Below are 25,062 nucleotides of genomic sequence, written 5' to 3'. Positions count from 1 at the left end.
CTCAGGCCTTGGCCAGGCCGAACGTGAGCCGCTCTCCTTCCAAGTCGTGGTGCTCCTGGTACATGCCGGGCGCCGGGTGGCCGATGGTGAACGAGGTGGCGAGCACCTCGCGGGCCAGCGCCGCCCCGTGCTCCTCGAGCGCCATGGCCAACTCGCCGCTGCCGCTCATGCAGAGCGAGATGCGATCGGAAACGTCGAGACCCGCTGCCTTGCGGCCGTTCTGTACCAAGCGCACCACGTCGCGCGCTAGCCCCTCGCGCCGCAACGCGGGGCTCACGCGCGTGTCGAGCGCCACGAGGTAACCGCGGCCCTCTTGCGCCGCGTAGCCCTCGGGGCTGCGCGCGTCCAGGAGCAGGTCCTCCGGCCCTAAGTCCAGCGTCACGTCGCCCAGCAACACGTGGGTGACGGCGCCGGCGCGGACGTTGGCCGCGACCTCGCGCCCGTCCACCCCCTCGAGCGCCGCGCGCAGGCGTGGGATGAGCTTCCCGACGCGCTTACCCAGGCGCGGCAGGTTCGGTTTGACGGTGTAGTCGACGAAGTCGTCGTTGACGTCCAAGAAGCGGATGGACTTCACGTTCAGCTCCTCGAGGAGCTGATCCGCCAGGGCCTTCACGCCGGCCAGTTCGTCGACGCTGCGCACGCGCACCAGCAGCTCCGGCAGTGGCTGCCGCAGCTTCACGCCCGACTCCGCGCGCGCCGCGCGGCCCAGCTCGACGAGGCGCATGAGCGCGCGCATGTCGCGCATCAGCGCGTCGTCGATGAGCGCCTCGTCCGCCGCAGGCCAGCTTGCCAGGTGGACGCTGTCCGGGGCGCCCCGGTCGAGGCTCAACACCAGGTTCTGGTAGATCGCCTCGCTGCTGAAGGGCGCCATGGGCGCCATGAGCTTGGTCACGCCCACCAGGGCCTCGTAAAGGGTGGCGTAGGCGGCGAGGCTGTCGGCGTCCAGCGTGCGCTGCCCACCCTCACCCTGCTGACCCGAGCGCCAGAAGCGGCGCCGGTTGCGGCGCACGTACCAGTTGCTGAGCTCGTCGACCACGAAGTCGCGGATGGCGCGGCTCGCTGTCGTAGGGTCGAAGTCTTCGAGCGCGACCGTCACGTCACGGATGACGGTGTTCAGGCGCGACAGCAGCCAGCGGTCCACGGGCGGCCTGTCGGTGGCCTTCGGGGCGGCGCCGAGGTCGGGCCCCTCGAGGTTGGCGTAGAGCACGAAGAAGCCGTAGACGTTCCAGAGCGTCATGAAGAAGTCCCGCAGCGTCTCGTCGACCAGGGCCTGGCTGAAACGCTTGGTGGCTTCCGGCGGGGAGGCCGAGTAGAAGTACCAACGCAGCGCGTCGGCGCCCTGTGCGTCGAGCACGGTCCACGGGTCGACCGCGTTGCCCCGAGACTTCGACATCTTCTCGCCCTTGTCGTCCACGATGTGGCCCAGCACGTTCAGGTTCTTGAACGCGGACGTGGGTGGGGTGAGTGGCGCGAGTGGCCCGGGCAACCGGCCGGTGTCGGGGTCTCCCGGATCGGTCAACAGCGTGGCCAGCGCGTGCAGCGAATAGAACCAACCGCGCGTCTGGTCTATCGCCTCGCAGACGTAGTCGGCGGGGAAGTGCCCGGCGAGTTCCTGGCCCGCCTCGCTGTCGAGGTCACCGAGGAAATGCCACTGGGCGTAGGGCATGGCGCCCGACTCGAACCACACGTCCACCGTGTACGGCACGCGGGTGTAGGTCTCGCCGCCTAACACGAACGTCACGTCGTCGACGAAGGGCCGGTGAAGGTCCAGGTCGTGGAGGTCCTTGCCCGAGAGCTCCTCGAGTTCGGCCACCGACCCGACGCACACCTTCTTGGTGCCGTCCGGGTTCTCCCAGACGGGCATGGGCGCCCCCCAGAACCGTTCGCGGCTGAGAGCCCAGTCGATGTTGTTCTCGAGCCACTTCCCGAAACGCCCGGTGCGGACGTGATCGGGGTGCCAACCGACGCGGTCGTTGTTGGCGAGCAGCAGGTCCTTGACCGCCGTGGTGCGGATGTACCAGCTGCGCTTGGCGACGTTCATGAGCGGGACGTCGTCGCGCCAGTTCATGGGGTAGGAGTGCAGGATCGTGCCCGCGCGGAACATGAGACCGGCTTCGGTGAGGTCCTGCGTGATCAGGTCGTCCGCCTCCTTGAACCAGACGCCCGTGTAGGGCCCGTCGCCTTCCTCGGGTGCGCCGACCGGGCGCACCTGCGGCATGACCTTACCGGTAAGGTCGACCGAGAAGATCGCCGGCAGGCCGTGGGCGCGGCCGGCCTCGAGGTCGCCGTAGGCCGGCGCCACGTGGACGATGCCCGTCCCATCGGTCAGGCTCACGAAGTCATCCGCCACTACGCGATAACCGGTGCTCACGTCCGCATCGTCCCCCGGCTGTCCTCGGAGCAGGGGCCGGTAAGCCGCGCCCACCAGGTCGGCGCCCTTGAAGCGGCCGAGGATCTCGTAGCTGCCCTCGTCGAACACGTCTGCAACTAGGCTCGCGGCCAGTACGTAGACGTCGCGGGGGCCCGGGTCGCCATGCTTCGCGGGCGCCTCCACCAACGCGTACTCGGCCTCGGCCTGTACGGCCAGCCCCGAGTTGGCGGCGAGGGTCCAGGGGGTCGTGGTCCACGCCAGGAAGTAGACGGGCCGGTCGAAACCGGCGGGTACCACGCCGCGCGCCTCGAGGTCGGCCGTCAACGCCGGGAACTTCGGGTAGATGGAGGGATCCTCGACGTCCTCCTTGTAACCGAGGGCGACCTCGTGGGAGGCGAGCGTAGTGTTGGACGAGGGGCTATGCCACGTCGTCTTGTAGTCCTCCACCAGCAGGCCGCGGTCGAAGAGGTCCTTCATGATCCACCAGCACGACTCGATGTACTCGTTCGAGTAAGTGATGTAGGGGTCGTCCAGGTCTATCCAGAAGCCGATGCGCCTGGTCATCTTGTTCCAGTCCTGGATGTTGCTGAACACGTCGGCGCGGCAGAGCGCGTTGAAGCGCTCGATGCCGTACTCCTCGATCTGCCCCTTGTTGGTGAAGCCGAGGCGCTTCTCGATGGCGATCTCGACGGGCAGGCCGTGAGTGTCCCAACCGCCCTTGCGGCTGACCCGGTACCCCTGCATCGTCTTGAAACGGGGGAAGAGGTCCTTGAACGCGCGACTGATCACGTGGTGCACGCCCGGCTTGGCGTTGGCCGTCGGCGGTCCCTCGTAGAAGACCCAGTTCCCCATGGGAGCCGGGCGCGCCACTGAGCGGCGGAAGACGTCCCGTTCCTGCCACAGGTCGTCGATCCGGCCCTCGAGGCGGGGGAAGTTGACGTCGCTACTGACCTCGTCGAACATGAGTGTCACCTCGGTCCCGAGCAGCGGCGCGCGCTAGGCGCCTCGTGACGACGAAGGCGCCCCTCGCAACGTTGCGTTGGGGCGCCTCGGGAGCGCGGTACCACCCAACTTCGCCGTACGCGGTTCTCTACGCCGGCCTCGGTGGTCGCTCACAGACGCGAACGACCCGGCGCTGTCTCGGGCGCCACTCGGCTCCGCCTACTGCCGCGCATGGGCGGGTTGGGGGAGCGGCTCGGGGAGGATACCGTTCGCGCTTGCCTGCCTCCGGGCTCTCACCATCCCCGGTTCGCTGTGGGTAGCAAGGCGCGCGGCCTGTTCCCGTCATAGCCACGCCGGGCAACTGCCGGCGGTCCACGCAGGTCGAATTCGCCTTGCGCGGGTGGAAGAGCGTGATGAACATCACGCACTTCGCAGCGCAGACACTTTACAACGAGCGGTGTCAACGCTAGACTCAAACCTAGCAGCAGGCACGAGGCACGTCAAATAAGCGCCGTTGCTACTCCTGAGCAAAAACGGAACTCGTCCGCACCTCACCGAGTCGGTTGTCTGAACGCCCTTTTGCCTCCAAGGAGCGCCCCACATCAGCTCGGAATGCCAAGACCCTGGTCGTCGAACCGTGTTGTTCGAGCCGAGCAAAACGGGAATCATCAGCGTCCGTGACGTGAGTACCAGTGATCAATGCCAGGTGACCGGCGCCCTGTGAGCCGGCGGTGAATCGAGAAAACAGTGGGAACGGAGATGGGATGAGCCCGAGAAGTGAAGAGGAAGTCCAGGTCGTAGCGAACGACAGCGGCGAGGCCGCCGAGGCGAAGACGCCACGCAAGCGTGGCAGGCCACGCAAGAACCCGGAAGCACCAGCGGCGACGCCGAAGGCGGATAAGGCCGCCGCGTCCAAGCGCCCGGCGCCCAAGCCGGAGGCTGAGGTGGGCGGGAAGTCCGAGGACGTGCGACCCGCCGGCGAGCCGGCCGACGAAAGCGCCGGCGAAGCTGCACCCGCACCAGCACGAGGGCCCGGGCGCGGTGCCAAGGCGGAACGAGCGAGCGCCAACGGCGAGCGCCAACGCGATACCCAGGTCGAAGACTCCAAGGACGAAGCGGACGGGCATGACTCGTTCGACGAGGCGAGCGAGGGCGCCGATCAAGCTGCGCGCGGCCGCGGTGGCCGTAACCGGCGCAACCGCCCGGCCCGCAAGCCCGGCCTGAACTTCCGCGAGCTGCACTCGAAGATCCTTCCCGAGTTGCACCTGCTGGCCAAAGAAGTCCAGCTCGAGGACTACCGCCAGATGAGCAAGGACGACCTCGTGGTGGCCATCCTCGAACGCTCGTCCGAAAGCGAGGGGCTGCGCCTGATACGCGGTTACCTCGAGATATCGTCAGACGGTTACGGCTTCTTGCAGGAGTCATTGCTCCAGAACAACACCCGTAGCGTCATAGTGTCGGCGGGCCTCATCAAGCAGTTCCGCTTGCGCACGGGCGACCTGATCCTCGGCAAGGCCCGGCGCCCGCGTGACAACGAACGCTACGGCACCCTCATCCGCGTCGAGGCGGTCAACAGCGTAGACCCGTTCCAGTCCTCCAAGCGTCCGCGTTTCGAGGAGTTGACCCCGACCTTCCCGGAGGCCCGGATCCAGCTCGAGACGATAGCGACCGAGCTGTCGACGCGCGTCATCGACCTCCTGGCCCCGATCGGCAGGGGTCAGCGGGGCCTGATCGTCGCGCCACCCAAGGCCGGCAAGACGACGCTCCTCAAGAAGATAGCCAACGCCGTCGTGACCAACGAGCCCGACATCAAGGTCATCGTGCTGCTCGTCGACGAGCGGCCCGAGGAAGTAACCGACTTCCGCGAATCGGTGCACGGCGTCGAGGTCGTCGCCAGCACGTTCGACGAGCCCCCCAGCAATCACATTCGCGTTGCCGAGTTCGTTCACGAGCGCGCCCGCAGGATCGTCGAGGATGGTGGTCACGCCATGATCCTTCTCGACTCCATCACGCGCTTGGCGCGGGCTAACAACCTCGTGACGCCTGCCACGGGCCGCACGCTCTCGGGCGGTCTCGACTCGAACGCTCTTCACTGGCCCAAGCGTTTCCTCGGCGCCGCCCGCAACATCCGCGGCGGCGGCTCGCTAAGCATCCTCGCGACGGCTTTGGTCGAGACCGGCTCGCGCATGGACGACGTGATCTTCGAGGAATTCAAGGGCACGGGCAACATGGAGTTGCACCTGAGCCGGCACCTCGAGGAGCGGCGGATCTTCCCGGCCATCGACATCCTGAAGTCCGGCACCCGCCGCGAGGACCTGCTCCTCGGCGAGGACGTGCTTGCCAAGATGTGGCTGCTGCGCAAGGTCATCTCCGACATGGACCCGGCCGAGGCCATGGAGATGCTGCTCGGCCGGTTGGGGCGAAGCAAGAGCAACGCCGAGTTCCTCGCTACCCTCACGCAAGGCTGATGCCAGGGGCGCGCACCCGTCGAGGCGTCTCGGCCCGCGGCTGCGCCCTCCTGGTGGCGTTCGTATTCGGCTCCGGGGTCGTAAGTGCCGCCGAACCCACTGCCCCACAGGAAGCGGTGAGAGAGCGGCTGCGACAAGAGCAGGTCGCACTCCTACCGCTCGCGGTGGAGGGTCTGGCCAACCTGGATTGGGGCGCCGGCGGCTTCGCGCCCCCCGTCATCGGGAAGGTGTCATCGGGGTTCGGGTGGCGCAACGTGAGCGTCAACGGCAACCGTTATCACGCCGGCATCGACCTGGCAGCGCCGCTGGGCACCCCCGTGAGGGCGGCGCGAACGGGTATCGTCACGCGCGCGGGTTGGTGGGGCACCTACGGCAACGTCGTCACCTTGGACCATGGTGACGGAACCGAGACGCGCTACGCGCACCTGAGCACGGTCCTGGTGCGCGTGGGCCAGGCGCTGCGTCAGGGTGACGTCCTCGGGCGGGTCGGGAGCACCGGCGCTTCCACGGGCCCGCACCTACACTTCGAGGTGCGTTTCGATGGGCGCGCGGTCGACCCGCTCCCTTACCTGCAGGGAAGGCGTTGACCCCTGCGCACGCGGAAACCCCCGCGACACGATCAGCCCCGCCACCGCCGCCCACCGTTGACCCCTGCGCACGCGGGAACCCCGGCGTCTAGGACGTTCTCGTAGGACTCACGGCCCGTAGGCCGTCGCACGCGGGAGCGCCGACCCCTTCACGCCCGAGTACTATGTCGGAACGTTTCCGAGCCGGGTTCGCGGTAGAGTAAGGCCAGGCAAGTAGCCCGTTTGAGAGGTTCCGGCATGTGGGTATCGACCAAAGCTCAGTACGGTATGAGGGCGCTCGTAGAAGTCGCTCTCGGCGGCAGTGAGCCGACCAGCCTCAGGACCGTCGCCGAACGGCAACTACTAAGCCACCAGTACCTCGAACAGATCTTCGCCGTGCTGCGCAAGGCGGGCATCGTCGAGTCGGTGCGCGGTGCCCATGGCGGTTACCGCGTCGCCCGCCCGCTCGAGGAGATCGATTCGCTCGAGGTCGTGGAGCTGCTGGAGGGCAGCGTGGCGCCCGTCAGCTGCATCGTCGACGCGGCGAACTGCGTTCGCGTCGGGATGTGCTCGACCGAGAGCCTCTGGCGCAGGGTCGACAGCGCCGTGCGTCAGGTGTTGAGGTCCACGTCCCTCGCCGACCTGGTGCAGCAGCGTCGCCTCCTGGGCATGGAACCGCTCCCGCAGTACGTTGGCCGCGACAACTGAAGCACGTCGCCGTGCCGCAAGACCCTCCTAACCTCTACTTCGATCACGCGGCCACCACGCCCCTGGACGAGGCGGTGCTGGAGGCCATGTTGCCCTACTTCGGGAATGACTTCGGCAACCCGTCCAGCGTTCACCGTCTAGGGCAGAGCGCCAGGCGTGGGGTCGAGACGGCTCGCGAGAGCGTTGCCGAAACGCTCGGTGTGCGGCCGCGCCAGGTCGTGTTCACGTCGGGCGCGACCGAGGCGGACAACCAGGCCCTCTTCTCGACGTTGAGAGCGGGCGCCGGTGGCCTGGTCGTGAGCGCGGGCGAGCATGCGGCGGTGCTGTCGGCTGCCCGCCGGCTTGCGGCAGAGGGCCACGACGTGAGCTACGTGCCTTTGGACGAAAGCGGCGCCACGCCGCTCCCGGCGTGGGAGGCGGCCCTCGCCGACCAGGCCACCAGGGGCGGCACCGCCCTGGTGGCGGGCATGCTCGTCAACAACGAGACTGGCGTGCTGGCGAACGCGCCCGCCCTGGCGGAGCTGGCCCATGCGCACGGCGCCCTGTTCCTCTGCGACGCGGTGCAGGGCTACGGCGTGGAGGAGTTCTCGTTCGGCGCTCTGGGCGCCGACCTGGTGGCCCTTTCGGCCCACAAGATCTACGGCCCCAAGGGCGCGGGCGCCCTCATCATGCGCGAAGGCCTCGAGGTGGCGCCGCTGCTCGCCGGAGGTGAACAGGAGCGGGGGTACCGTCCCGGCACTCACGCCGTGCCGGCCATAGTCGGCTTCGGCGTGGCCGCTTCGCTGGCCGCGGAGCGCAGGGAGTCGGAGCGCGCGCGGCTCGCCACCTTGCAGCGCACCTTCGAAGCCGCCGCCCTGAACGTTCCGGGCGTGTCCTTGAACGGGGCGGGAGCCGAGCGCAGCGTGAAACACACGAACCTCAGGGTGGCCGGCGCCGACGGCGAGACGCTGCTGATGCTCCTGGATGAGGCGGGCGTGTACGCCAGCGCAGGCTCGGCGTGCGCTGCGGGGAGCGTGGAGCCCAGCCACGTGCTGCTGGCGATGGGGCTCGGTAAGGCCGAGGCCAAGGCGAGCGTGAGGTTCAGTTACGGGCGGTTGGTGCAAGCCTCACACGTGGCGGACGCGGCAGAGCGTTTCTCCCGAGCGGTCGCCGGGGCGCGTGGGGTTGCCGGCACCGGCCGCGGGGCCTAGGCTCAGGCGCTCTTGCGTTGGGGCGCCGCGCTCAGCAGTCTGGTCGGGTCGTCGAGGTCCTCGACGTCTAGGTGCAGTTTCGTGATCCCGCTGCCCGGCACCTCGAACATAAGCGGCATGAGCGCGTGCTCCAGCACGGAGCGCAGGGCCCGCGCGCCCGTCTTGCGGGCCTGTGCGCGGCGCGCCACCTCCACCAGGGCGGCGTCGGAGAACGTCAGCTTCACGCCGTCGAACCCGAACAGTTCCTTGTACTGCTGCACCAACGCGTTGCGGGGCTGGGTGAGCACGGCCACCAGCGCCTCCAGACTGAGTTCCTCGAGTTGAACGACTACGGGCATCCGTCCTATCAGTTCGGGGATCAGACCGAACGCCATCAGGTCCTCGGGCAAGACGCCCGAGTCGAACGTGGGCTGCGGTTCCTTGGTGGGTTGGAAGCCGACCGGCGAGATGTCCAGGCGTCGCTTCAGGATGGCGTCGAGGCCCTCGAAGGCGCCGCCGCAGATGAACAGCACGTTGCTCGTGTCTACGTCGATAAGTTCCTGGTGGGGGTGCTTGCGGCCGCCCTGTGGCGGCACGTGCGTGACGGTGCCCTCGATGATCTTCAGCAGTGCCTGCTGCACGCCCTCGCCGCTCACGTCGCGGGTGATGGACGCCCCCTCGGACTTACGGCCGATCTTGTCGATCTCGTCGATGTAGATGATGCCGCGCTCGGCCGCGGCCACGTCGTAGTCGGCCACCTGCAGGAGCCGCAGGATGATGTTCTCGACGTCGTCACCCACGTAACCGGCCTCGGTGAGGGTAGTGGCGTCGGCGATCGCGAAAGGCACCTCGAGGGTTCGGGCCAGCGTCTGGGCGAGAAGCGTCTTGCCCGTGCCCGACGGTCCGATCAGGAGGACGTTGCTCTTCTGCAACTCCGAGTTGGGGTTGGCGATGCGCCGTGAATGGTTGTACACGGCCACCGCCAGGGCGCGCTTGGCGGCCTCTTGCTCGACGACGTACGCGTCCAGCTCTCGCTTGATCTCGCGCGGGGCGCGCGTGAGGGGCTGGAACTCGGGTGCTGCCGCGGCGGCCGCGCCCTCCACCACGTTATGCACGCGGCCGGCGCACTGGTCGCAGATGTGTGCCCCGCCGCCCGGGGCGGCGATGAGGAAGCGCACCTCGGTGTGCGAGCGCCCGCAGAAGCTGCAGTGGGTGGCGGTCATCAGGGTTCCTGCTGGCCTTCGAAGCGGCCGGAGATACGGGGCTCGACAACGCTGTCGATGAGTCCGTAGGCGAGGGCCTGCTTGGGTGACATGAAGTAGTCGCGGTCCATGTCGCGCCTGAGCTGTTCTATCGAGACCCCCGTGTGGGTCTCGTAGACCTGCTCCATCATGCCCCTGATGTCCTGGAACTCGCGGGCCTGGACCTCGAGGTCCGGAAGGCTGGAGCGCGGGAACCCAGCCGACCCGGCGTGAATCATGATGCGGCTGTGCGGCAGCGCCACCCGGTGCCCCTTGGCGCCGGCCGTGAGGATCAGCGAACCCATCGACATGGCGATGCCCACGCAGTTCGTGTGAACAGGCGCCGAGATGAACTGCATGACGTCGTAGATGGCCATGCCGGCGTAAACCTCGCCACCCGGGCTGTTTATGAACAGGTTGATGGGCTGCTCGCTCGACTGCGAGTCGAGCAGGAGGAGCTGGGCGGTGACGACGTTGGCGACCTCGGAATCGATGGCGGAACCGAGGAAGATGATGCGCTCCTTGAGCAAGCGGCTGAAGACGTCGTAGGTGCGCTCTCCGCGCCCGGTCTGCTCAATGACGTATGGGATCAACGGCATTATGCGTCCAGAGTAGCACCGGCGGCGCCATTGCCGGCGTCTGCCGGCCTGCAACGGGGGCTGCGCGGCACCGCTGCGGTAGCCGTACGGGCCGCCCGCGCCGGGTTACTAGCGAGCGCCGAGTTTGCCGCCAGGCGCTTTGCGAGACGACAGGCGCTGCGAGGGGACAGGCGTTGCGAGGGGACAGGCGTTGCGAGGGGACACGCGCTGCGAGGGGACAGGCGTTCGTTGCGAGAGGTCAGGCTCTGCGACGGGCCAGGCGCTAGCTCTCTTGGGCCTCGTCACCGTGGTCGTGGGGCTCGCCGCCCTCCTCGCCGTAAGTCTCGTCCTCGGCCAGGTCGGCGGCATCGGCGGCGACTTCGGCAGCCTCCGACAGGTCGTCCTCGTCGGGCTCCGGCACCGCCTCGCCGCTAAGCTCCGCTATGAAGTCTCGCAGGGCCTTGTCGCGCCGCATGAAGAAGCGGTAGTTGGCGAGGTAATCCTCCCCGAGGTCGTGCTCCAGGCGCCCGACGTCCACGCCGCGCGATTGCGCCAGCTGCTTGAGGGCAGCCTGGTACTCGGCGTCCGAAAGCTCGGTGCCGCGAAGCTCCATGAGGCGTTCCAATACCAGGTCGCGGCGCACGCCCTTCTCGGCCGACGCCGTCAACTCGGCCTCGAACTCCTCACGCTTGCCGCGCTCCTCCAAGCGATCGAGGTAGCGCTGCAGGGTCACGCCCTGGTGGCTGAGGTCGTGCGCGAGGTCTTGCAGGAGGGTGCGCTGCCTGCGGCGCACCAGGCTACCGGGCAGGTCGAGTGTGGCGCCCGCCACCAGCTTCTCGACGATCTCGTCGCGGCGCGCGTCCTGCGTGGTCCGCCGCGCGTCGGCCTCGAGGCTCTCCCGGACGCGCTTGGTCAACTCGCCGGCGTCTTCGAAGCCGAGCTGGATGGCCAACTCGGCTTCGCTGCTCGGCAGCTCCTTGCCCTTGACGTCGACGACCCTGAGCTTCAAGTTGGAAGTCGTCGGGTTGCCCTCCTCGTCCTGATCGGTGAGCACGACGTCGACCACGTCGCCCACGACCTTGCCGAGTAGCTGTCCCTTGAGTTCGTCGCCGGCGCGGTCCAGGTGCACCGGAAAGGTGGAGGCCTCGTCCGCCTCGTCGTCACCCGTCACGTGGGCGACCAACACCCAGTCGTTGTCCTCGACCGGACGGTCGACGGGCACGAGGGTGGCGTTCTCGAGCTTGAGGCGCCCGATGGCCTCTTCGACGTCGGCGTCGCTTACGACCGCCGCCTCTGCCTCGAGCGTGATGTTCGCGAGGTGTGGAAGTTCCACGTCCGGGTAGACGTCGGCGTGTACGACGTACTCGTAGTCCTGGCCGCGCACGGCGCCCTCGGCGTGGAAGTGGGCGTCTATCGGGTAGAGCTCGAGTTCCTTCATGGCGGCGGGATAGGACTCGTCGAGCAGCGAGTCGCGCACTTCCTGCCCGATCGCCTCCTCGCCCACGCGCTTCTCGATCACGCCCCGTGGCGTCTTGCCGGGCCGGAAGCCGGGCACCTTCACGGTGCGGGAGAGGTTCGTGAGCACACGCTCGAAGGCGGCGTCCACCGTGGCGGCGTCCACGCGCACGTTCACCGTGACGTTGACGCCCTGCTTCTCTACGAGTCTGGCTTCCATGCTTCTCCTCGTTCCGTTGCTGATGCCCAGCGGTCGGCCGCCCGGGGCGGAGTCCTGCTTCGCGCCACTACTGCGGGAACGGCGCGCCAAAAGTGAGCGGCAAGCCCGTGGCTTGCCGCGATGGTGCGAGGAGCGGGACTTGAACCCGCACGGCAAAGCCACTAGATCCTAAGTCTAGCGCGTCTACCAGTTCCGCCATCCTCGCGCGGAGGCGCCCATAGCCCCGTCTGGGCCGACGGTCGTTCGCGAACAGACGGCGAGGGCGGGTCGCCGACGCGGGCCCACCCTCGCTGCCGGGCCTGATCCCGGTGGTTGGGGTGGATGATGGGACTTGAACCCACGACACCCGGAACCACAATCCGGTGCTCTAACCAGCTGAGCTACACCCACCACGCAGGCGCCTACGAGCCTACTATCTCGCCAGGCCGAACGGAACTTTACCGCGCCAGGGTGCCTTTTGGCTACCCCGGCCGATGCAGGGGGCGTGCTTATCAGCCCGCGGCGGGCCGCGCCCGTAGGACGCGGTACGCGACGAGGGCGCCCGGGACCAACGGTATGAGGCTCAGCCACATGGCCGCGTTCATCCCGATGGCGTTCTGGAGCGCGCCGACGCCAAGGTAGAGCACGCCGGCCGTCCCCCACGTTAGGCCCATCATCATGCCCGACGCCGTTGCCACGGCGTGAGGCGCCGCGTCCTGCGCGGCGACCACCATGATGGGTAGTCCACCGTTGACGAACACACCGGATAGCACTAGCGCCAGGAAGTAGGGCACGGTTCCGGGCGTGCTCACGAGGAAGAGCGCGAGCGGAAGGGTGGCGAGGAGCATGCTTCCGGTTACCAGTGCCTGGCGGGACAAGCGGTGCTCGATCAGCCCCGCCAGGATGCCTCCGGCGGCCCCGGAGAGCGTGAAGACGGTGATGGTCCAGAAGACGATCGGGCTGGTGGCGGATAGGCCCTTCGAGTGCACGAGCCATAGGGGCGCGCCGTTGATGATGGCAATCCAGGAGATGGAGCGCAGCACGCCGGCCAGGCAGAGCCGTCCCACGGGCCCCTTGAAGAGCTCCAGGTCGAAGAGCTTGGCGCGGTTGGCGCCGTTCTGAGGCGCGACGGGAGGGAGCAGCAGATAAAGCAGCGCACCCAACACGATGCCCGGGATCATCAGTAGCGGTGTGTAGCTCAACCCGCCGCCGATGATGAACGCCCCGATGACCAGCGGTCCGAACGCCATGCCTACGGTGCCGCCGGCGCTGAACACGCCAAGGGCCAGGCCCCGCTTCTTGCCGGCGGCTTGCCTCGCGATGGTGGTAGCGGCAGGGTGGAACGCCGCGGAGCCGAGGCCCCCGATGAGGAGCAGGGGGACCAGCAGGGTGGGGGAGGGCACGATGGCGATGAGGCTCAGCACCGCCGACGAGGTGGCGACGCCCAGCGCGGCCACCAGCCGCCTACCGAGGCGATCGGCCACCGCTCCGAACAGCGGCTGCAGCACCGACGAACTGAACGAGAGTGTGGCGACGAACAAGGCCAGCGTCACTTCGCCGACGCCGAAGCGCAACTGCAGTGTAGGCAGGAGGGCCGCGAGGGTTCCGGAGAAGAAGTCGTTGAAGAAGTGAGCGAGGAACAGCAGCGCCGTGAGGGACGTGCCGGTCAGTAGGAGCCTCGAGCGGACGGTGGTTGCCTGCACGCGGGCCAGCTTAACGCCCTAGCGCAGCCGCGGGAGTTCGGCGGGCCGTATACTCCGGGCGAGCGACCAGTTCGCGCTTCACCGGGGGAACCGACGATGCTCGTCTACACCGCTTCCAAGACCGAGTTCATCGACCACGTCAACTCGAACCTGATCGTGGCGAAGGTGCAGGAAGGGTTCGGCGCTCGGGCCGGCCGCAGGACCGTTTCGGGTTCCGAGGTGGCCGCCTGGAACAACTCGCTGCAGTTCATGAAGAACGTGCTGGACGTGCCGACCATTCCCGACGACGCGGGGGTTGCCATCGAGTTCACCATCCCGCAGACGGCTAAGCGCATCGACTTCATCATCGCCGGACAGGGCCGCGCGCCGCTCCGCCCGGAGACCGCCGTGATCGTCGAGCTCAAGCAGTGGACCGACGTTGCCTGCACCGCCAAGGACGGCGTGGTCGCCACGTTCGTGGGCGGCGCCGTCAGGGAGATGGCGCACCCCTCTTACCAGGCCTGGACGTACGCCGAGCTGCTGCAGGATTACAACGCGACCGTTCAGGACGATGACGTCACGCTTCAGGCGTGCGCCTACCTACACAACAGCAACTCGCCCGCCCTGAAACTGCCGTTCTACGAGCCGTGGACGAGCAAGGCGCCCGTCTTTCTGCGAGACGACGTGTTCAAGCTGCAACGCTTCATCCAGCGCTTCGTCCATTACGGCGACGACAAGGAGCTCCTCTACCGGATAGAGAACGGGCGGATCCGACCGTCGAAGTCGCTGGCGGATCACCTCGCGGAACTGCTGGCCGGCCGGCCCGAGTTCCGGCTGATAGACGATCAGAAGGTGGTTTACGAGACCGCGCTCGACCTCGCCGAGCAAGGAAGCACGGGGCAGAAGCAGGTCTACATCGTCGAGGGTGGTCCGGGTACGGGGAAATCGGTGGTGGCCATCAACCTGCTGGTCGAGCTGACGAACAGGGGCCAGGTCGTGCAGTACGTCACGAAGAACGCCGCGCCTCGCGCCGTTTATGCCTCGAAGTTGTCGGGCAGCCTGCGCAAGACGCGCATCAACAACCTGTTCAAGGGCTCAGGCGCGTATCACGACGCCGGGCCCGACACGTTCCAGACGCTGGTAGTAGACGAGGCGCACCGCCTCAACGCCAAGTCGGGCATGTTCAAGAACCGGGGCGAGAATCAGGTCAAGGAGATCATCGACGCGGCCCGGTGCTCCGTGTTCTTCATCGACGAGTCGCAACGCATAGCGCTCGACGACATCGGTCGCGTTGGAGAGATCGAGATGTGGGCGCAAGCGGCGGGCGCGTGCCTGACCTACGGGAAGCTCGAGTCGCAGTTCCGCTGCAACGGCTCGGATGGTTACCTTGCCTGGCTGGATCACACGCTGTGGGTGCGGCGCACCGCCAACACGCACCTGGCGGGCAGCGACTACGACTTCCGGGTCGTCGACTCGCCGGCGGAGTTGCGTGAGCTGATCGTCACCGAGAACCTCGCCAACAACAAGTCGCGGATGGTAGCGGGCTACTGCTGGGACTGGCGCAGCAAGAAGGACCCAGAGGCGTTCGACATCGAGTTCCCCGAGCACGGTTTCCACGCTCAGTGGAATCTGGACGTAGACGGGAGCCTCTGGATCTTGCAACCCAACTCCGTGGAGCAGGTCGGCTGCATCCACACCTGCCAGGGGCTGGAGCTCGATTACGTCGGAGTCATCGTCGGCCCCGACTTCCTCGTCCGCGGTGGTGAGGTGGTGACGGACGGTTTCGCCCGTTCCCCGCAGGACTCTACGCTGAGGGGCTTCAAGAAGCGCTACAAGCAGGATCCCGCCGCAGCGATGAGAGCGGCCGACGAGATCGTCAAGAACACTTACCGCACGCTGATGTCGCGAGGAGCCAAGGGCTGCTTCGTGTGGAGCCCCGACGAGGAGACGAACGAGTACTTCCGCCAGAGCCTCTAGCGTTGCGAGGGGTTGTAAGGAGCGGAGTTAGTGGCTTGGAAGGCGTGTGCCGTGCATGCGACCCAAGCGCCGGCCCCGGCAGAGCGTAGACTTGCGCACCGCCGGGTTGGCGTAAGGAGCGGATGAGGCTGAACTTCCAGCGGCGTGTCCTCTATACCGTCGGCGTCTCGCTGGCAAGCATAGTGCTGCTACTGCTGGCGTGGCAGATCCGGGACGTAATGCTGATCGGCTTCGCGGGCTTCATCGTCGCCGTCTTCTTCGACGCCTGTGCCGGAGGCGTGCGCCGCGTCACCCGCTTGCCGCACGGGTGGTCCCTGTTCGTGACCATCGCGGTGCTCACCGGCGCCGTCGTTCTGGGAGGCTTGCTCTTCCTGCCGTCGGTGATAGCACAGTTGAACGAGTTGTTCGTCAGGTTGCCCACGCTGCTGGGTGACCTGAGGGCCGCGCTCGAGCGCACCTCGTGGGGCAATACCCTGCTGACGAGCCTGCCCGACACGGCGGCCCTATCGGGTGAAGCGGGCAGCGTGTTCGCTGGGGTCGGTAGCACCGTGTCCATAACGGTCAGCAGCATTGCCGACGCGGTCTTCATCGTGGTGATCGGGGTCTTCCTGGCGGCAACGCCCGGGGCGTACCAGCGCGGTCTACTGCGCCTCGTGCCAAGCGAGTTCGAGGGGCGCGTCAAGACGCTACTTGGTGAAGTGATCGCCACCCTGCAGGCGTGGCTCATCGGACAGTCGATCGCCATGTTCTTCGTCGCGGTGTTCACGGCAGTCGGCCTCACGCTGGCCGGCGTGCCATTTCCGCTGGCGCTTGGGATCATCGCCGGCCTGCTCGACCTCATTCCGTTCTTCGGACCGCTAATGGCCGCCATCCCGGCAGTACTCATCGGGTTCACGAACGGGGTATGGACGGGGGTGTGGGCCGCCGTGGCCTTCCTCGTGGTTCAGCAGCTCGAAGGCAACGTGATCCAGCCGCTGGTGCAGCGCCGCGCCGTGCAGATCCCCCCGGCCATACTCGTGCTAGCGCTGATAGTGATGGGCAAACTGTTCGGTTTCTTAGGGGTACTTGTGGCCACCCCGCTGGCGGCCGTCATCCTGCTGCTGGTCAGACACCTGTACGTGCGGGGTGTTCTCAACAAGCAAGCCGACGGAGTTTAGTTTCGGGAGACTTCGCCTTGGGTCACGAGTTGATCTCCTGGACGGATTTCTGCGACAGGCAGGCTGTGAACGGACAAACAGTTGTGTTCTTCGGCAGTCGAGAGGCCGATCAACCGAGAAGCGTGCCAACGCGATCGAGCTCGGTCTTCAGCAGTTCGCGGTCGTGCGAGAGTTCGCGCAGGGGCAGGGTCAGGAAGGCTTCGATGCGCGCCCGAAGGACGAGGTAGGCGCTGGCGAACGCGGCGTCGATCTCTGCATCGGCGCCCGTCACGCGCGCCGGGTCTTCCACTTCCCAGTTCGCGCGCGGCACCGGTCCTAGATAGGAGGGGCAGGCCTCGCCAGCGGCGCTGGAACAAACAGTGATGACGATGTCCGGCGCCTCAGGTAGACCTTCCCAGGACTTGCTTCGCAGACCCTCGGTCGCAATTCCCGAGCGTTCCAGCAAGGCCAGCGTGCGCGGATGCACCTGCCCCGTCGGTTGGCTGCCGGCGCTCATCGCCTTCCAACCGGCGGGGGCAAGGTGGTTGAACACTGCCTCAGCGATGATCGAGCGACAGGAGTTGCCGCTGCAGAGGAACAGGACGTTCACGGCCATCTTCGCCGCGTGTAAGTCGACCGGCTCAGTTGACCGCGAACTCCTGGATCATTCCCTCCATGGCGTGCATCACTTCTGGATCGTCCAGGTCCTGCACGAAGCAGACGGCCACCCAGTTGCCCGGCGCGAAGTCGAGCGGCAGGTAGACGGTCTGGCCCGCGGACAGTGCCTCCAATTCGAAGACCATATCGGTATCGAAGGGTGGTGGGCCGCTCTCGCCCGTCTCGTCGCTCAGGCCCGCCACCAGGTCGGACTGCGTCTTGCCGGGTAGGAGCTTGAAGAAGACCGCGATATGAGGCTGTTCGCCCGTGTTGCTGATCTGCCAGAGGTTCGTGCCCGCCTCGATAGTGGCCGGGAAGTCGTAGGCGAAGTCCGAGAAGTGCACGACGTAAGGGGTCTCGGGTGCTGCCGCTGGGCTGCCTGACTCCGTGACCATGAACAGAGCGTAGACCGTCGGACCCGTGGGTCCTTGCTCGTCAGCGGGGAGGGCTGAAGCGACGTACGTCCCGGCTTGGAGGTCGGTGTACATGGTGATCTCGGCGTGCGGCTTCACGTCCGTGCCGCTTAGGGCGTCGGCTAGCGCCAACAGCGCCTTCGTGGCTGCCACCGCGGCGTCGCCGTCGCCGTCTTTGGTTTGGTTGAGGGCATCGTTCGCCTTCGTGTAGTCACCCAGGCTCGTCCCAGGATGTAGGCGAACCAAACTGAAAGTGGCGAGCTGGTCGCTGCTGTTGACCAGTGCGATGGAATGGTACCCGGTGCCCGCGAAGGTCTGCGGAGCCGTGAGAGCGCCGTTCATGAACTCGACGCTGACGTCTGCAGCGGCGTGGGCAAAGCCCAGCGCAAGGAAGCAGCCTAGAAGGGTGAGCCGCGCGAGTCTTGCTGGTGCGGCAAAGTGGCGGATGAGGGCGTCCACTGGGCGTGAAGCCATTCCATTTCCTCCGTTTCGGTGCATATAGTGCGCTTCTCAGGGTTCCGTTGTCAAGAGGATCGTTACAGTGTAACTATGGCATATGGTGGCGATACGATCCTGGACTGCTCAGTAGGGCGCCATAGTTGATACAAATGGGTCCAAGGCACCCCATTGGCGGCGCAGGCTTGCTCAGGGGTGATTGCCGCTCCCAGGGGCGCGCGCCGGGCGCCGCCCGTAGATCAACAGTCGTGAGTGGACCTTTCGCGTATCGATGGTGGCGCGTTGTTCACCGAGGACTGAACGAGTAGTAGTTGCCTGAACCGTGAAGCATTCCTTCTTGTTCGCCCGGGCCATGCGCGACGTCCAGTCGGACGAGTGGCGAGCTCTAGAGCATTTCGAAGAGCCCGCGCCTCGGGGAATTGGTGCACCAGGAAGGATTCGAACCCTCGGCCTACCGCTTATTAGTTCTATGCTCAGGTTCAGGCTCTATGGGTACGAATGCATCGTTCTAGACGCACTAACCTGGAGTTGAAGTTCGATTGAGATAGGGCCATAACGGCCAGCTTGGGCCCATTGGTACCCGACAGGTACCCAGCGCGGACTGGCGGGGTGACTCTTCTACATGCTACTCCTTCAGGGAATCGGCCATCGGCTCGTACAATGCCGAGTTGGTCACCCAGAGCAACACGTATGGAACTCCGACAAGAGTCAGGGCCCGCAATCCGAGACCAAGGTGGTCGCCTCGCGGCTGGCCATCGCGCAACCAGCCTGGTGGCCGGTGCGCGCCACTAACGGCCTGGAAGAGGTCGCCCTGAAAGTGCAACCTTCGGGGGCGCTCTAGATTTGGATGCGTAACGACTTAGTCACCATAATGCTCAGACCCAAGGCGTCCTCGGCTAATGTAGCGCAAGATGGTTTGATACTCACCGAGGCGCAGCTTGGTGACGCACGAGTAGGCCAATGAGGAGCAGGAATTGTAGGGGGAGTTTGAGGCGGAGAACCATGGCTAGTTGGACGCGCAGGACACGTACTACGCAGGCACCAACAAATGGTTGGGGCGCAGCTCCAAGCGATGGTTCATCGTCGCCTCCTCGCTCTGCTGCCGGAAAGCGGCGCTGGAGACGTTCACATACGCCATTGTGGTCGATGCCTGCGGCACCGGCGTGAATGTCAATACCGTCTACCCGCCGGCGAACGTCGATACCGGATTCTTCCGAGACAAGCCGGCCAACCAGTGTCACGATCTGCATACCGTGATTATCTTCGACGAACCGACCGCGTTACTCGTCGGGGGCCTGCCCGCGCGCCTGGGGGGCATCAGGCTCGACCGGTGGGTCCGGAGCGACGACCGGGACTACTACCTGCGTCGCATGCGCGGACCGGAGGCCGCATAGTGAAGCACCCCGTCCTCGCTGCCACCTTGACGCCGTTTGGACCCGACGGCAGCCTCGCGCTCGAGCGCCTACCTGACTACCTGGCCTTTCTGATCGGCCATGGCGTCGATGGCTTCCTAGCGCTCGGGACTAACGGCGAGTTCGCCTCGCTGGCGGTCGATGAGCGCGAACATGTACTCGAGGCGCACGTCGCTGCCGCGCAAGGACGACGGGTGGTCGCCAACGTCGGCGGCACCGTCGCCCACGAAGTCCTGAGGCTGGCAGCCCACGCGGCACGCGTCGGCGCCAGCGACGTGTCGCTGCTGCCCCCCTACTACTTCCCAATCACCGAGCCGGCCTTCGCCGAGCTAGCGCGTCGCGTCGCCGACGCCTTCGGCGGGCCGATCTACCTCTACAACATCCCGCGCTACACTCGCTTCAGCATCCCCGTCGCCACCGTCACGGCGCTCGCGGTCGAGGGGGTGTGCGTCGGCATCAAGGACAGCTCGCAGGACCTTTCGTACCTGCGGGCGGTCCGAGTGGCGGTCCCCTACCTCGACTTCCTGATGGGCAGCGACACCACGCTGCTCGAAGGGTTGGAGGCCGGCGCCTCGGGGATCGCCTCAGGTATGGCTAACACCTTCCCCGACGTGGTGGTGGGCGCGACCCGGGCCTTCGAAGATGGCGTTGACCTCGCGCCTTGGGCTGAGCGCATCCACACCCTGCGCAAGCTATTCGGTGCGCACCCCTACCTGATGGCGACGCGCACCGCGATACGGCTGCGCGGCGTCGACCTCGGCCCAGTCCGCACGCCGCTCGCCGACCTGAGCGACGACGAGCGCGCGCGGGTCGAGCAGGCGCTCGCGCCGATCCTCACCGATTTGGAGGCGATGTGATGAAGCCGTGGCTCAATGCTGGCGGCGCGATCAGCATGGAGATGCGGGCGTTCCTGCAGCAGCTCCGTACGCCCTGCTCCCTGTGGGCGCGACTTTGCATTTCACACCACTGGCGGCACGTTGGGCTTGGAGCCTAGGCCAGGTTCCTGATCGAGAGCGCTATGACTCCCCTGCATTGCTGTGAGCAACATGCACCGAAACGTCGACGCCAACCGTCACGTACAGGCGGCCGAGGCTGGCTTCTAGCTGGACTACCACCGCCGTAGCGGCAAGGCCACGTGCGACTCCTATTTGGCGCTCATAGTGCCCCACCTCGCGATGGTCGATTGTGTCTGTGCGCCGCACCCTGATTGCGGTCGATCTCGGGTGCCCGCATACTGGCGACCGTACAGCAGCGTTCCGTTGCTCGACTACGTCCTCACCCGCTTCGTCCAAAGCTTGGGGAAGCTGGATTCTTTCGGCCGAAGTCAACCTGCTGGTCCTCTGCAAACCGCGCCGCTTCCTGGCGGTCGAGGCGGAGGCGGCGCTGTGCTGAGAGATCCTAGCGCGTGGGAACCGCCACCATCGATCACGGCACCAGTCGAGTTCGCACAGTTCCGCGAGGTGCATCTAAGTGCGCGAGGGGCCCAGCTTGTCGAGTGGCCGACGATATTGATAGTGACGTCCGGCATGCTTCGCCGGCCAGACCTACTTCGGGTTCACAGGCGTCCGCGGCGGCTTGCCCGCGAGGACGCGCACGATCTCCTCGCTCGCGAAGCTCCGGGCTGTTTCGATGGACGCCTCCGAGTAGTACGCCACATGTGGCGTGACGATAACCTTGGGATGTCCGACTAGGGGACTCTCGGTCGGCGTCCAGTCGCGCCGCTTGGCTGGCTCCTCCTCTAGGTCGTCCAGCGCCGCGCCTGCGAGCCGCCCATCGTCGAGCGCCTCGCGGAGGGCCTGGTTGTCGACGGTGGGCCCGCGGCCAGTGTTGACGAGGTAGGCGGTCGGCTTCATGGATCTCAGCTCGTCGACACCGATCAGTCCTCGCGTTTCTTTGGTGAGCGGTACTTGGTTCATCAGGACGTCCGAGCGCCGGAGGAGCGCGTCGAACGACACGCGCTCGACGCCAGTCTCATTGAACACGCCGTCATTCACGTAGGGGTCGTGGGCAATCACCTCAAACCCGAACGCCTGAGCGCGGGCGGCGATTGCGCGACCGATGTTGCCCAGCGACAATATGCCCATCACGCTGCCGCGAAGCCGGTATAGCGGGCGGCCACTTTGCCAGTGCCAGACTCCGTCCTGGACGGCGCGATCGTAAACACGGAGCTTGCGGGTCAGAGCGAGCATCAGCGCCATGGCGTGATCGGCGACTTCGTCTAGACAGTAGTCGTGCGGGACGTTGGTCACGAGGACGCCGCGCTCGGCAGCCGCGGCCACGTCCACGATGTCCACGCCGACGCCGTAGCGGGCGATGTGCCGCAGCGAGTCGATCGCTTGGATTGTCTTCGCGCCGACGCGGCAGTATTGGCAGAGGATGCCTACAGCGCCCGCAGCTTCTCTGGCGAGCTCCTCATCGGTACGGCACTGGAGGGCAACCAGCTCGTGTCCGGCACCCTCGATAATCGCGCGCTCCACTTCCACGTCGCCATAGTCGTAGTCGCTGATGACGATCCTGGCGCGGCGAACGGTCACGGCTCCTCCTTACTCGTCGAGCTGATGCTGGTAGGCGCCGGGGGAGTAGGTAAGTTCATAGCTGTGTGAATACAGCTCGAGGAGGTTGCCATCCGGGTCTTCGCAGTAGACCATTCGATACGGCTTCTTGCCGGGATAGTACTCGCTTATCGGCATACGCTGCTTGCCGCCTGCGTCCACGATCTTCTTGGCCAGCGTTTCGATGTCTGGATCCTGGATGCAGAAGTGGAATATGCCGAGCTTGCGATACTCGAGGTTGTTCTGGGGAGGGTAGTTGTCCGGGAACTCGAAGAGCTCAATTCCAACCTTATCGGCGGTTGACAGGTGAGCAATCTTGAACCGCCCCCAGCCTGCACCGAACACGCGGTCGCACATTATTCCGATTGCGCTGTCGTCCTGCTCGACTTCGGTTGGGGGCATGATGGTGTAGAACCCGAGGACCTCTGTGTAGAACTTATACGAACGGTCGATGTCGCTGACCGAGAGGCCGATATGCGAGAACGCGCGGGGATATGGCTTGCTCATGTTGATCCTTTCTGCCCGGGCCGGCGAAACAGCCGGCGGAGCGCTGCACCGAGATCCTTGCGCCACATGTCCAGGCCGACCGCAAGAACGATGATCGTGCCGAGCGTAATCTGCTGCCAGGATGCCTGGACAGCGTTGAGGTTTAGGCCGTTTTGGACCACGGCGACGATCAGGGCCCCAAAGAGCGTGGCGATGATGCTGCCGTAGCCCCCGGCCAGGCTTGCGCCACCGATTACTGCAGCAGCGATCGCCTGCAACTCCAGGCCGACGCCGTAGTTTGGCGACCCGGAGTCCAGGCGCGCGGTGGTAAGGACGCCCGCCGCGGCCGCCGTCAGGCCGGCAATCACAAAGGTGAGCATGCGCGTCCGGTTCACCTTGATTCCAGTGAAGCGGGCGGCCGATTCATTGCCGCCCACAGCGTAAATGGCGCGGCCAGGCACGGTGTACCGAAGGAATAGAGCGGTGAGGCCGAACGCCACGACCACGTAGTAAACGGGCAGCGGGATGCCCAGAAACGACCAGTAGAAGAGGGGGCGCAGCTTGGGCGAGATAGAAAAGATGGGAGTTCCGCCGGTGATCAAGAAGGCCAGGCCGCGATAGATCGTGAGAGTCGCGAGGGTCGCCACAAAGGATGGGATGCGGAGGTAAGTGCTCAGCAGGCCATTAATCAGCCCTAGCAACGCACCCAGCATGAGCGTGACGGGAATCGCCACCTCGATCGGCCAGCCCAATGTCTTGACCAGAATCGCCAACGTGCAGCTAGAGAGCGCGAGTACGGCCCCGGGGCTCAAGTCGATGCCACCGGCGAGGATTACCAGCGTTGCTCCGATTGCTGCGAAGGCCACGCTGCTAACTTGGAGAGTGACGTTCGACAGGTTCTGCGGTAATAAGAACCGGTCCGTCGTCAGGCTCACCACGATCACGACAAGAATTAGCGCTGCGAAGGGACCAATCACGTTGGAGCTAAGCAGCCGCTGCCTCATGCGGTGGCCCTTCGGTTGGCGGGGTGGGGCGGCTCGGGAGGTACTTCGGCGCCCGAGGCGATAGCGATGAGACGGTGCTCGGTCATCTCGTCGGCAGGCAAGATGGTCACCACGGTGCCATTACGGATGACGGCAATCCGGTCGCTCATCGCGAGGAGTTCGGGGTAATCCGAGCTGATTAGGATTATAGCCACGCCCTGCGCGGCAAGGTCGTTGATCACGCCGTAAACGTCGAGCTTGGCCCCGACGTCGATGCCCTGGGTGGGCTCGTCAAGGATCAGCACCTTTGCCTCGGAATAGAGCCAGCGGGCGATTACCACCTTCTGCTGGTTTCCTCCGGAGAGGAAGCGCACGGAGGTGCTCATGGCGGTGGGAGTGATCTTGAGCGAGTCGACGTAGCTTCGCCCGACCTCTCGCTCGCGCGCCAGGTCGAAGACCAACCCGCGCATGATGCGCGACCACTTGGACGTCGTGATGTTGCGGGGCCCGTCGAAGTTGAAGAAGAGTCCATCAGCTTTGCGGTTCTCGGGAACCAGCCCGATTCCGGCCGCGATCGCCTCGTCGGGATTGCCGATGGAAACCGGTGTACCGTCGAGTTCAATGCTGCCCGATGCGACGCGGTCGAGTCCGAAGAGGGCGCGGGCGATCTCGGTGCGACCTGCGCCCACCATGCCGCCCAACCCGAATACCTCACCCGCGCACACATCGAAACTCACCCCGTCCACACCCCGCTCAGTCGTCAGGGCACGGATGGCCAGGCGGACGCGGTTGGTCTTAGAGGACTGCTTCGGATAATGTTGCTCGATGTCGCGGCCGACCATCATGTGTACGACGGAGTTCATGTCGACGTCCTGAATCGGCTTGGTGGCCACCAACCTACCGTCCTTGAGGACGGTGATGCGGTCCGCTACACGGAAAACCTCGTCGAGCCGGTGCGAAATGTAAAGGATCGCCTTACCTTGGCGCGCCAAATCGCGGACGAGCCCGAGAAGCCGTTCCGTCTCCTGATATCCCAAGGCGGCGGTGGGCTCATCGAGGATCAGGAGAGTGGAGTTTAGGGAGATGGCTTTTGCAATCTCGACGAGTTGCTGATCAGCCACAGAGAGATGTCCGACAATCGTGTCTGGATCGGTGGTGGAGCCTAGCTCGCCTAGCGCGCGGCTCGTCTCTTCGCGCATGCGGTCCCAGTCAACCCACGGGCCGTGCATTACCGGTTGCCGGCCCAAGAATACGTTCTCGGCCACGCTGAGGGTCGGCACGAGCGAGAACTCTTGGAAAATGGTCGCCACCCCGTGGGCCCGGGCGTCAAGCGGGTGGCCAAGGGTCACGTGGGATCCGTCGTGATAGAGGGCGCCCTCGTCCAGCCGATGGACGCCGGCCAGGCACTTGACGAGCGTGGATTTGCCGCTGCCGTTTTCACCGACGAGGGCGTGCACCTCACCCCTAGGGAACACCACGTCGATGCCGGTAAGAGCGCGCACCGAATAGAACCGCTTGCTGACTCCGTCCAGGCGCCACAGGGGGGGGTAGGCTCCAGATTCCGTCATCCGGCCTCCGGCGTGATGGGGTAGGACGCCAACTGGCGTCCTA

Annotated in this window: 19 protein-coding genes and 2 tRNA genes; 8 read left to right on the top strand and 13 right to left on the bottom strand. The window is 65.9% G+C overall.

What is annotated here, in order from left to right; all coding sequences use genetic code 11:
* Position 1 precedes the first annotated feature (1 nt).
* Positions 2-3,334: an isoleucine--tRNA ligase gene (gene ileS, locus ROY82_06910; protein ID MDT3682187.1), complete on the bottom strand. Its 3,333-nt coding sequence runs from the start codon at positions 3,332-3,334 to the stop codon at positions 2-4.
* 1,199 nt (positions 3,335-4,533) lie between these two features.
* Here ileS and rho point away from each other — a divergent pair.
* From rho to ROY82_06890, 4 genes are all read left to right on the top strand, one after another.
* Positions 4,534-5,781, top strand: coding sequence for a transcription termination factor Rho (gene rho, locus ROY82_06905; GenBank protein ID MDT3682186.1), 1,248 nt, complete (start codon positions 4,534-4,536; stop codon positions 5,779-5,781).
* Positions 5,781-6,368 (top strand): M23 family metallopeptidase, encoded by a 588-nt coding sequence (locus tag ROY82_06900; protein MDT3682185.1) that lies wholly within the window; start codon positions 5,781-5,783, stop codon positions 6,366-6,368. Before rho ends, ROY82_06900 begins: the two co-directional genes overlap by 1 nt.
* A 237-nt stretch (positions 6,369-6,605) precedes the next feature.
* Positions 6,606-7,055, top strand: a complete 450-nt coding sequence (locus ROY82_06895; protein ID MDT3682184.1) for an Rrf2 family transcriptional regulator — start codon at positions 6,606-6,608, stop codon at positions 7,053-7,055.
* Positions 7,056-7,066: 11 nt separating this feature from the next.
* Positions 7,067-8,245, top strand: a complete 1,179-nt coding sequence (locus ROY82_06890; GenBank protein ID MDT3682183.1) for a cysteine desulfurase family protein — start codon at positions 7,067-7,069, stop codon at positions 8,243-8,245.
* A 2-nt stretch (positions 8,246-8,247) separates the two neighbouring features.
* Here the strand turns inward: ROY82_06890 and clpX are convergent, their stop codons facing one another.
* From clpX to ROY82_06860, 6 genes are all read right to left on the bottom strand, one after another.
* Positions 8,248-9,447: an ATP-dependent Clp protease ATP-binding subunit ClpX gene (clpX, locus tag ROY82_06885; GenBank protein ID MDT3682182.1), complete on the bottom strand. Its 1,200-nt coding sequence runs from the start codon at positions 9,445-9,447 to the stop codon at positions 8,248-8,250.
* On the bottom strand, positions 9,447-10,064 hold the full coding sequence (locus tag ROY82_06880) for an ATP-dependent Clp protease proteolytic subunit (protein ID MDT3682181.1): 618 nt from the start codon (positions 10,062-10,064) through the stop codon (positions 9,447-9,449). Before ROY82_06880 ends, clpX begins: the two co-directional genes overlap by 1 nt.
* Before the next feature lie 262 nt (positions 10,065-10,326).
* Complete coding sequence (tig, locus tag ROY82_06875) at positions 10,327-11,718, bottom strand: trigger factor (GenBank protein MDT3682180.1); 1,392 nt, start codon at positions 11,716-11,718, stop codon at positions 10,327-10,329.
* Between the two features lie 121 nt (positions 11,719-11,839).
* Positions 11,840-11,923 (bottom strand) — tRNA-Leu (locus ROY82_06870).
* A gap of 108 nt (positions 11,924-12,031) precedes the next feature.
* Positions 12,032-12,108, bottom strand: a tRNA-His gene (locus ROY82_06865).
* Positions 12,109-12,209: 101 nt separating this feature from the next.
* Positions 12,210-13,400, bottom strand: coding sequence for an MFS transporter (locus tag ROY82_06860; protein ID MDT3682179.1), 1,191 nt, complete (start codon positions 13,398-13,400; stop codon positions 12,210-12,212).
* Positions 13,401-13,496: 96 nt separating this feature from the next.
* Here ROY82_06860 and ROY82_06855 point away from each other — a divergent pair, with 96 nt between their 5' ends.
* Both ROY82_06855 and ROY82_06850 read left to right on the top strand, forming a co-directional pair.
* Positions 13,497-15,356, top strand: coding sequence for a DUF2075 domain-containing protein (locus ROY82_06855; GenBank protein ID MDT3682178.1), 1,860 nt, complete (start codon positions 13,497-13,499; stop codon positions 15,354-15,356).
* A 122-nt stretch (positions 15,357-15,478) separates the two neighbouring features.
* Positions 15,479-16,513 carry an AI-2E family transporter gene (locus ROY82_06850; GenBank protein MDT3682177.1) on the top strand — a complete coding sequence of 345 codons (1,035 nt, stop codon included), beginning with the start codon at positions 15,479-15,481 and terminating at the stop codon, positions 16,511-16,513.
* A 109-nt stretch (positions 16,514-16,622) separates the two neighbouring features.
* On the opposite strand, the gene ROY82_06845 is transcribed toward ROY82_06850, so the two are convergent.
* A complete protein-coding gene (locus tag ROY82_06845) occupies positions 16,623-17,102 on the bottom strand; it encodes an arsenate reductase ArsC (protein ID MDT3682176.1) in 480 nt (159 codons plus the stop codon).
* A 31-nt stretch (positions 17,103-17,133) separates the two neighbouring features.
* Positions 17,134-18,036 (bottom strand): hypothetical protein, encoded by a 903-nt coding sequence (locus tag ROY82_06840; protein ID MDT3682175.1) that lies wholly within the window; start codon positions 18,034-18,036, stop codon positions 17,134-17,136.
* A 992-nt stretch (positions 18,037-19,028) separates the two neighbouring features.
* On the opposite strand from ROY82_06840, the gene ROY82_06835 reads away from it, so the two are divergent.
* Both ROY82_06835 and ROY82_06830 read left to right on the top strand, forming a co-directional pair.
* The gene (locus tag ROY82_06835) at positions 19,029-19,412 is read left to right on the top strand and encodes a hypothetical protein (GenBank protein ID MDT3682174.1); all 384 of its coding nucleotides are present in this window, start codon (positions 19,029-19,031) and stop codon (positions 19,410-19,412) included.
* Positions 19,412-20,287 carry a dihydrodipicolinate synthase family protein gene (locus tag ROY82_06830; protein MDT3682173.1) on the top strand — a complete coding sequence of 292 codons (876 nt, stop codon included), beginning with the start codon at positions 19,412-19,414 and terminating at the stop codon, positions 20,285-20,287. Before ROY82_06835 ends, ROY82_06830 begins: the two co-directional genes overlap by 1 nt.
* Before the next feature lie 687 nt (positions 20,288-20,974).
* Here the strand turns inward: ROY82_06830 and ROY82_06825 are convergent.
* Genes ROY82_06825 through ROY82_06810 form a run of 4 tightly spaced genes read right to left on the bottom strand, consistent with a single transcriptional unit; the run spans position 20,975 to position 25,019 of the window.
* Positions 20,975-21,964: a C-terminal binding protein gene (locus ROY82_06825; GenBank protein MDT3682172.1), complete on the bottom strand. Its 990-nt coding sequence runs from the start codon at positions 21,962-21,964 to the stop codon at positions 20,975-20,977.
* A gap of 9 nt (positions 21,965-21,973) precedes the next feature.
* Entirely contained in the window at positions 21,974-22,489 is a 516-nt protein-coding gene (locus tag ROY82_06820; protein ID MDT3682171.1) for a lactoylglutathione lyase family protein, read from the bottom strand.
* Positions 22,486-23,472: an ABC transporter permease gene (locus tag ROY82_06815; protein MDT3682170.1), complete on the bottom strand. Its 987-nt coding sequence runs from the start codon at positions 23,470-23,472 to the stop codon at positions 22,486-22,488. The genes ROY82_06820 and ROY82_06815 overlap by 4 nt, the downstream gene beginning before the upstream one ends.
* Positions 23,469-25,019, bottom strand: a complete 1,551-nt coding sequence (locus tag ROY82_06810; protein ID MDT3682169.1) for a sugar ABC transporter ATP-binding protein — start codon at positions 25,017-25,019, stop codon at positions 23,469-23,471. The genes ROY82_06815 and ROY82_06810 overlap by 4 nt, the downstream gene beginning before the upstream one ends.
* Positions 25,020-25,062 lie beyond the last annotated feature (43 nt).

This window comes from Truepera sp., from assembly GCA_032027045.1.
Classification (GTDB): Bacteria; Deinococcota; Deinococci; order Deinococcales; family Trueperaceae; genus JAAYYF01.
This window is presented reverse-complemented; position numbering and strand designations above follow the sequence as displayed.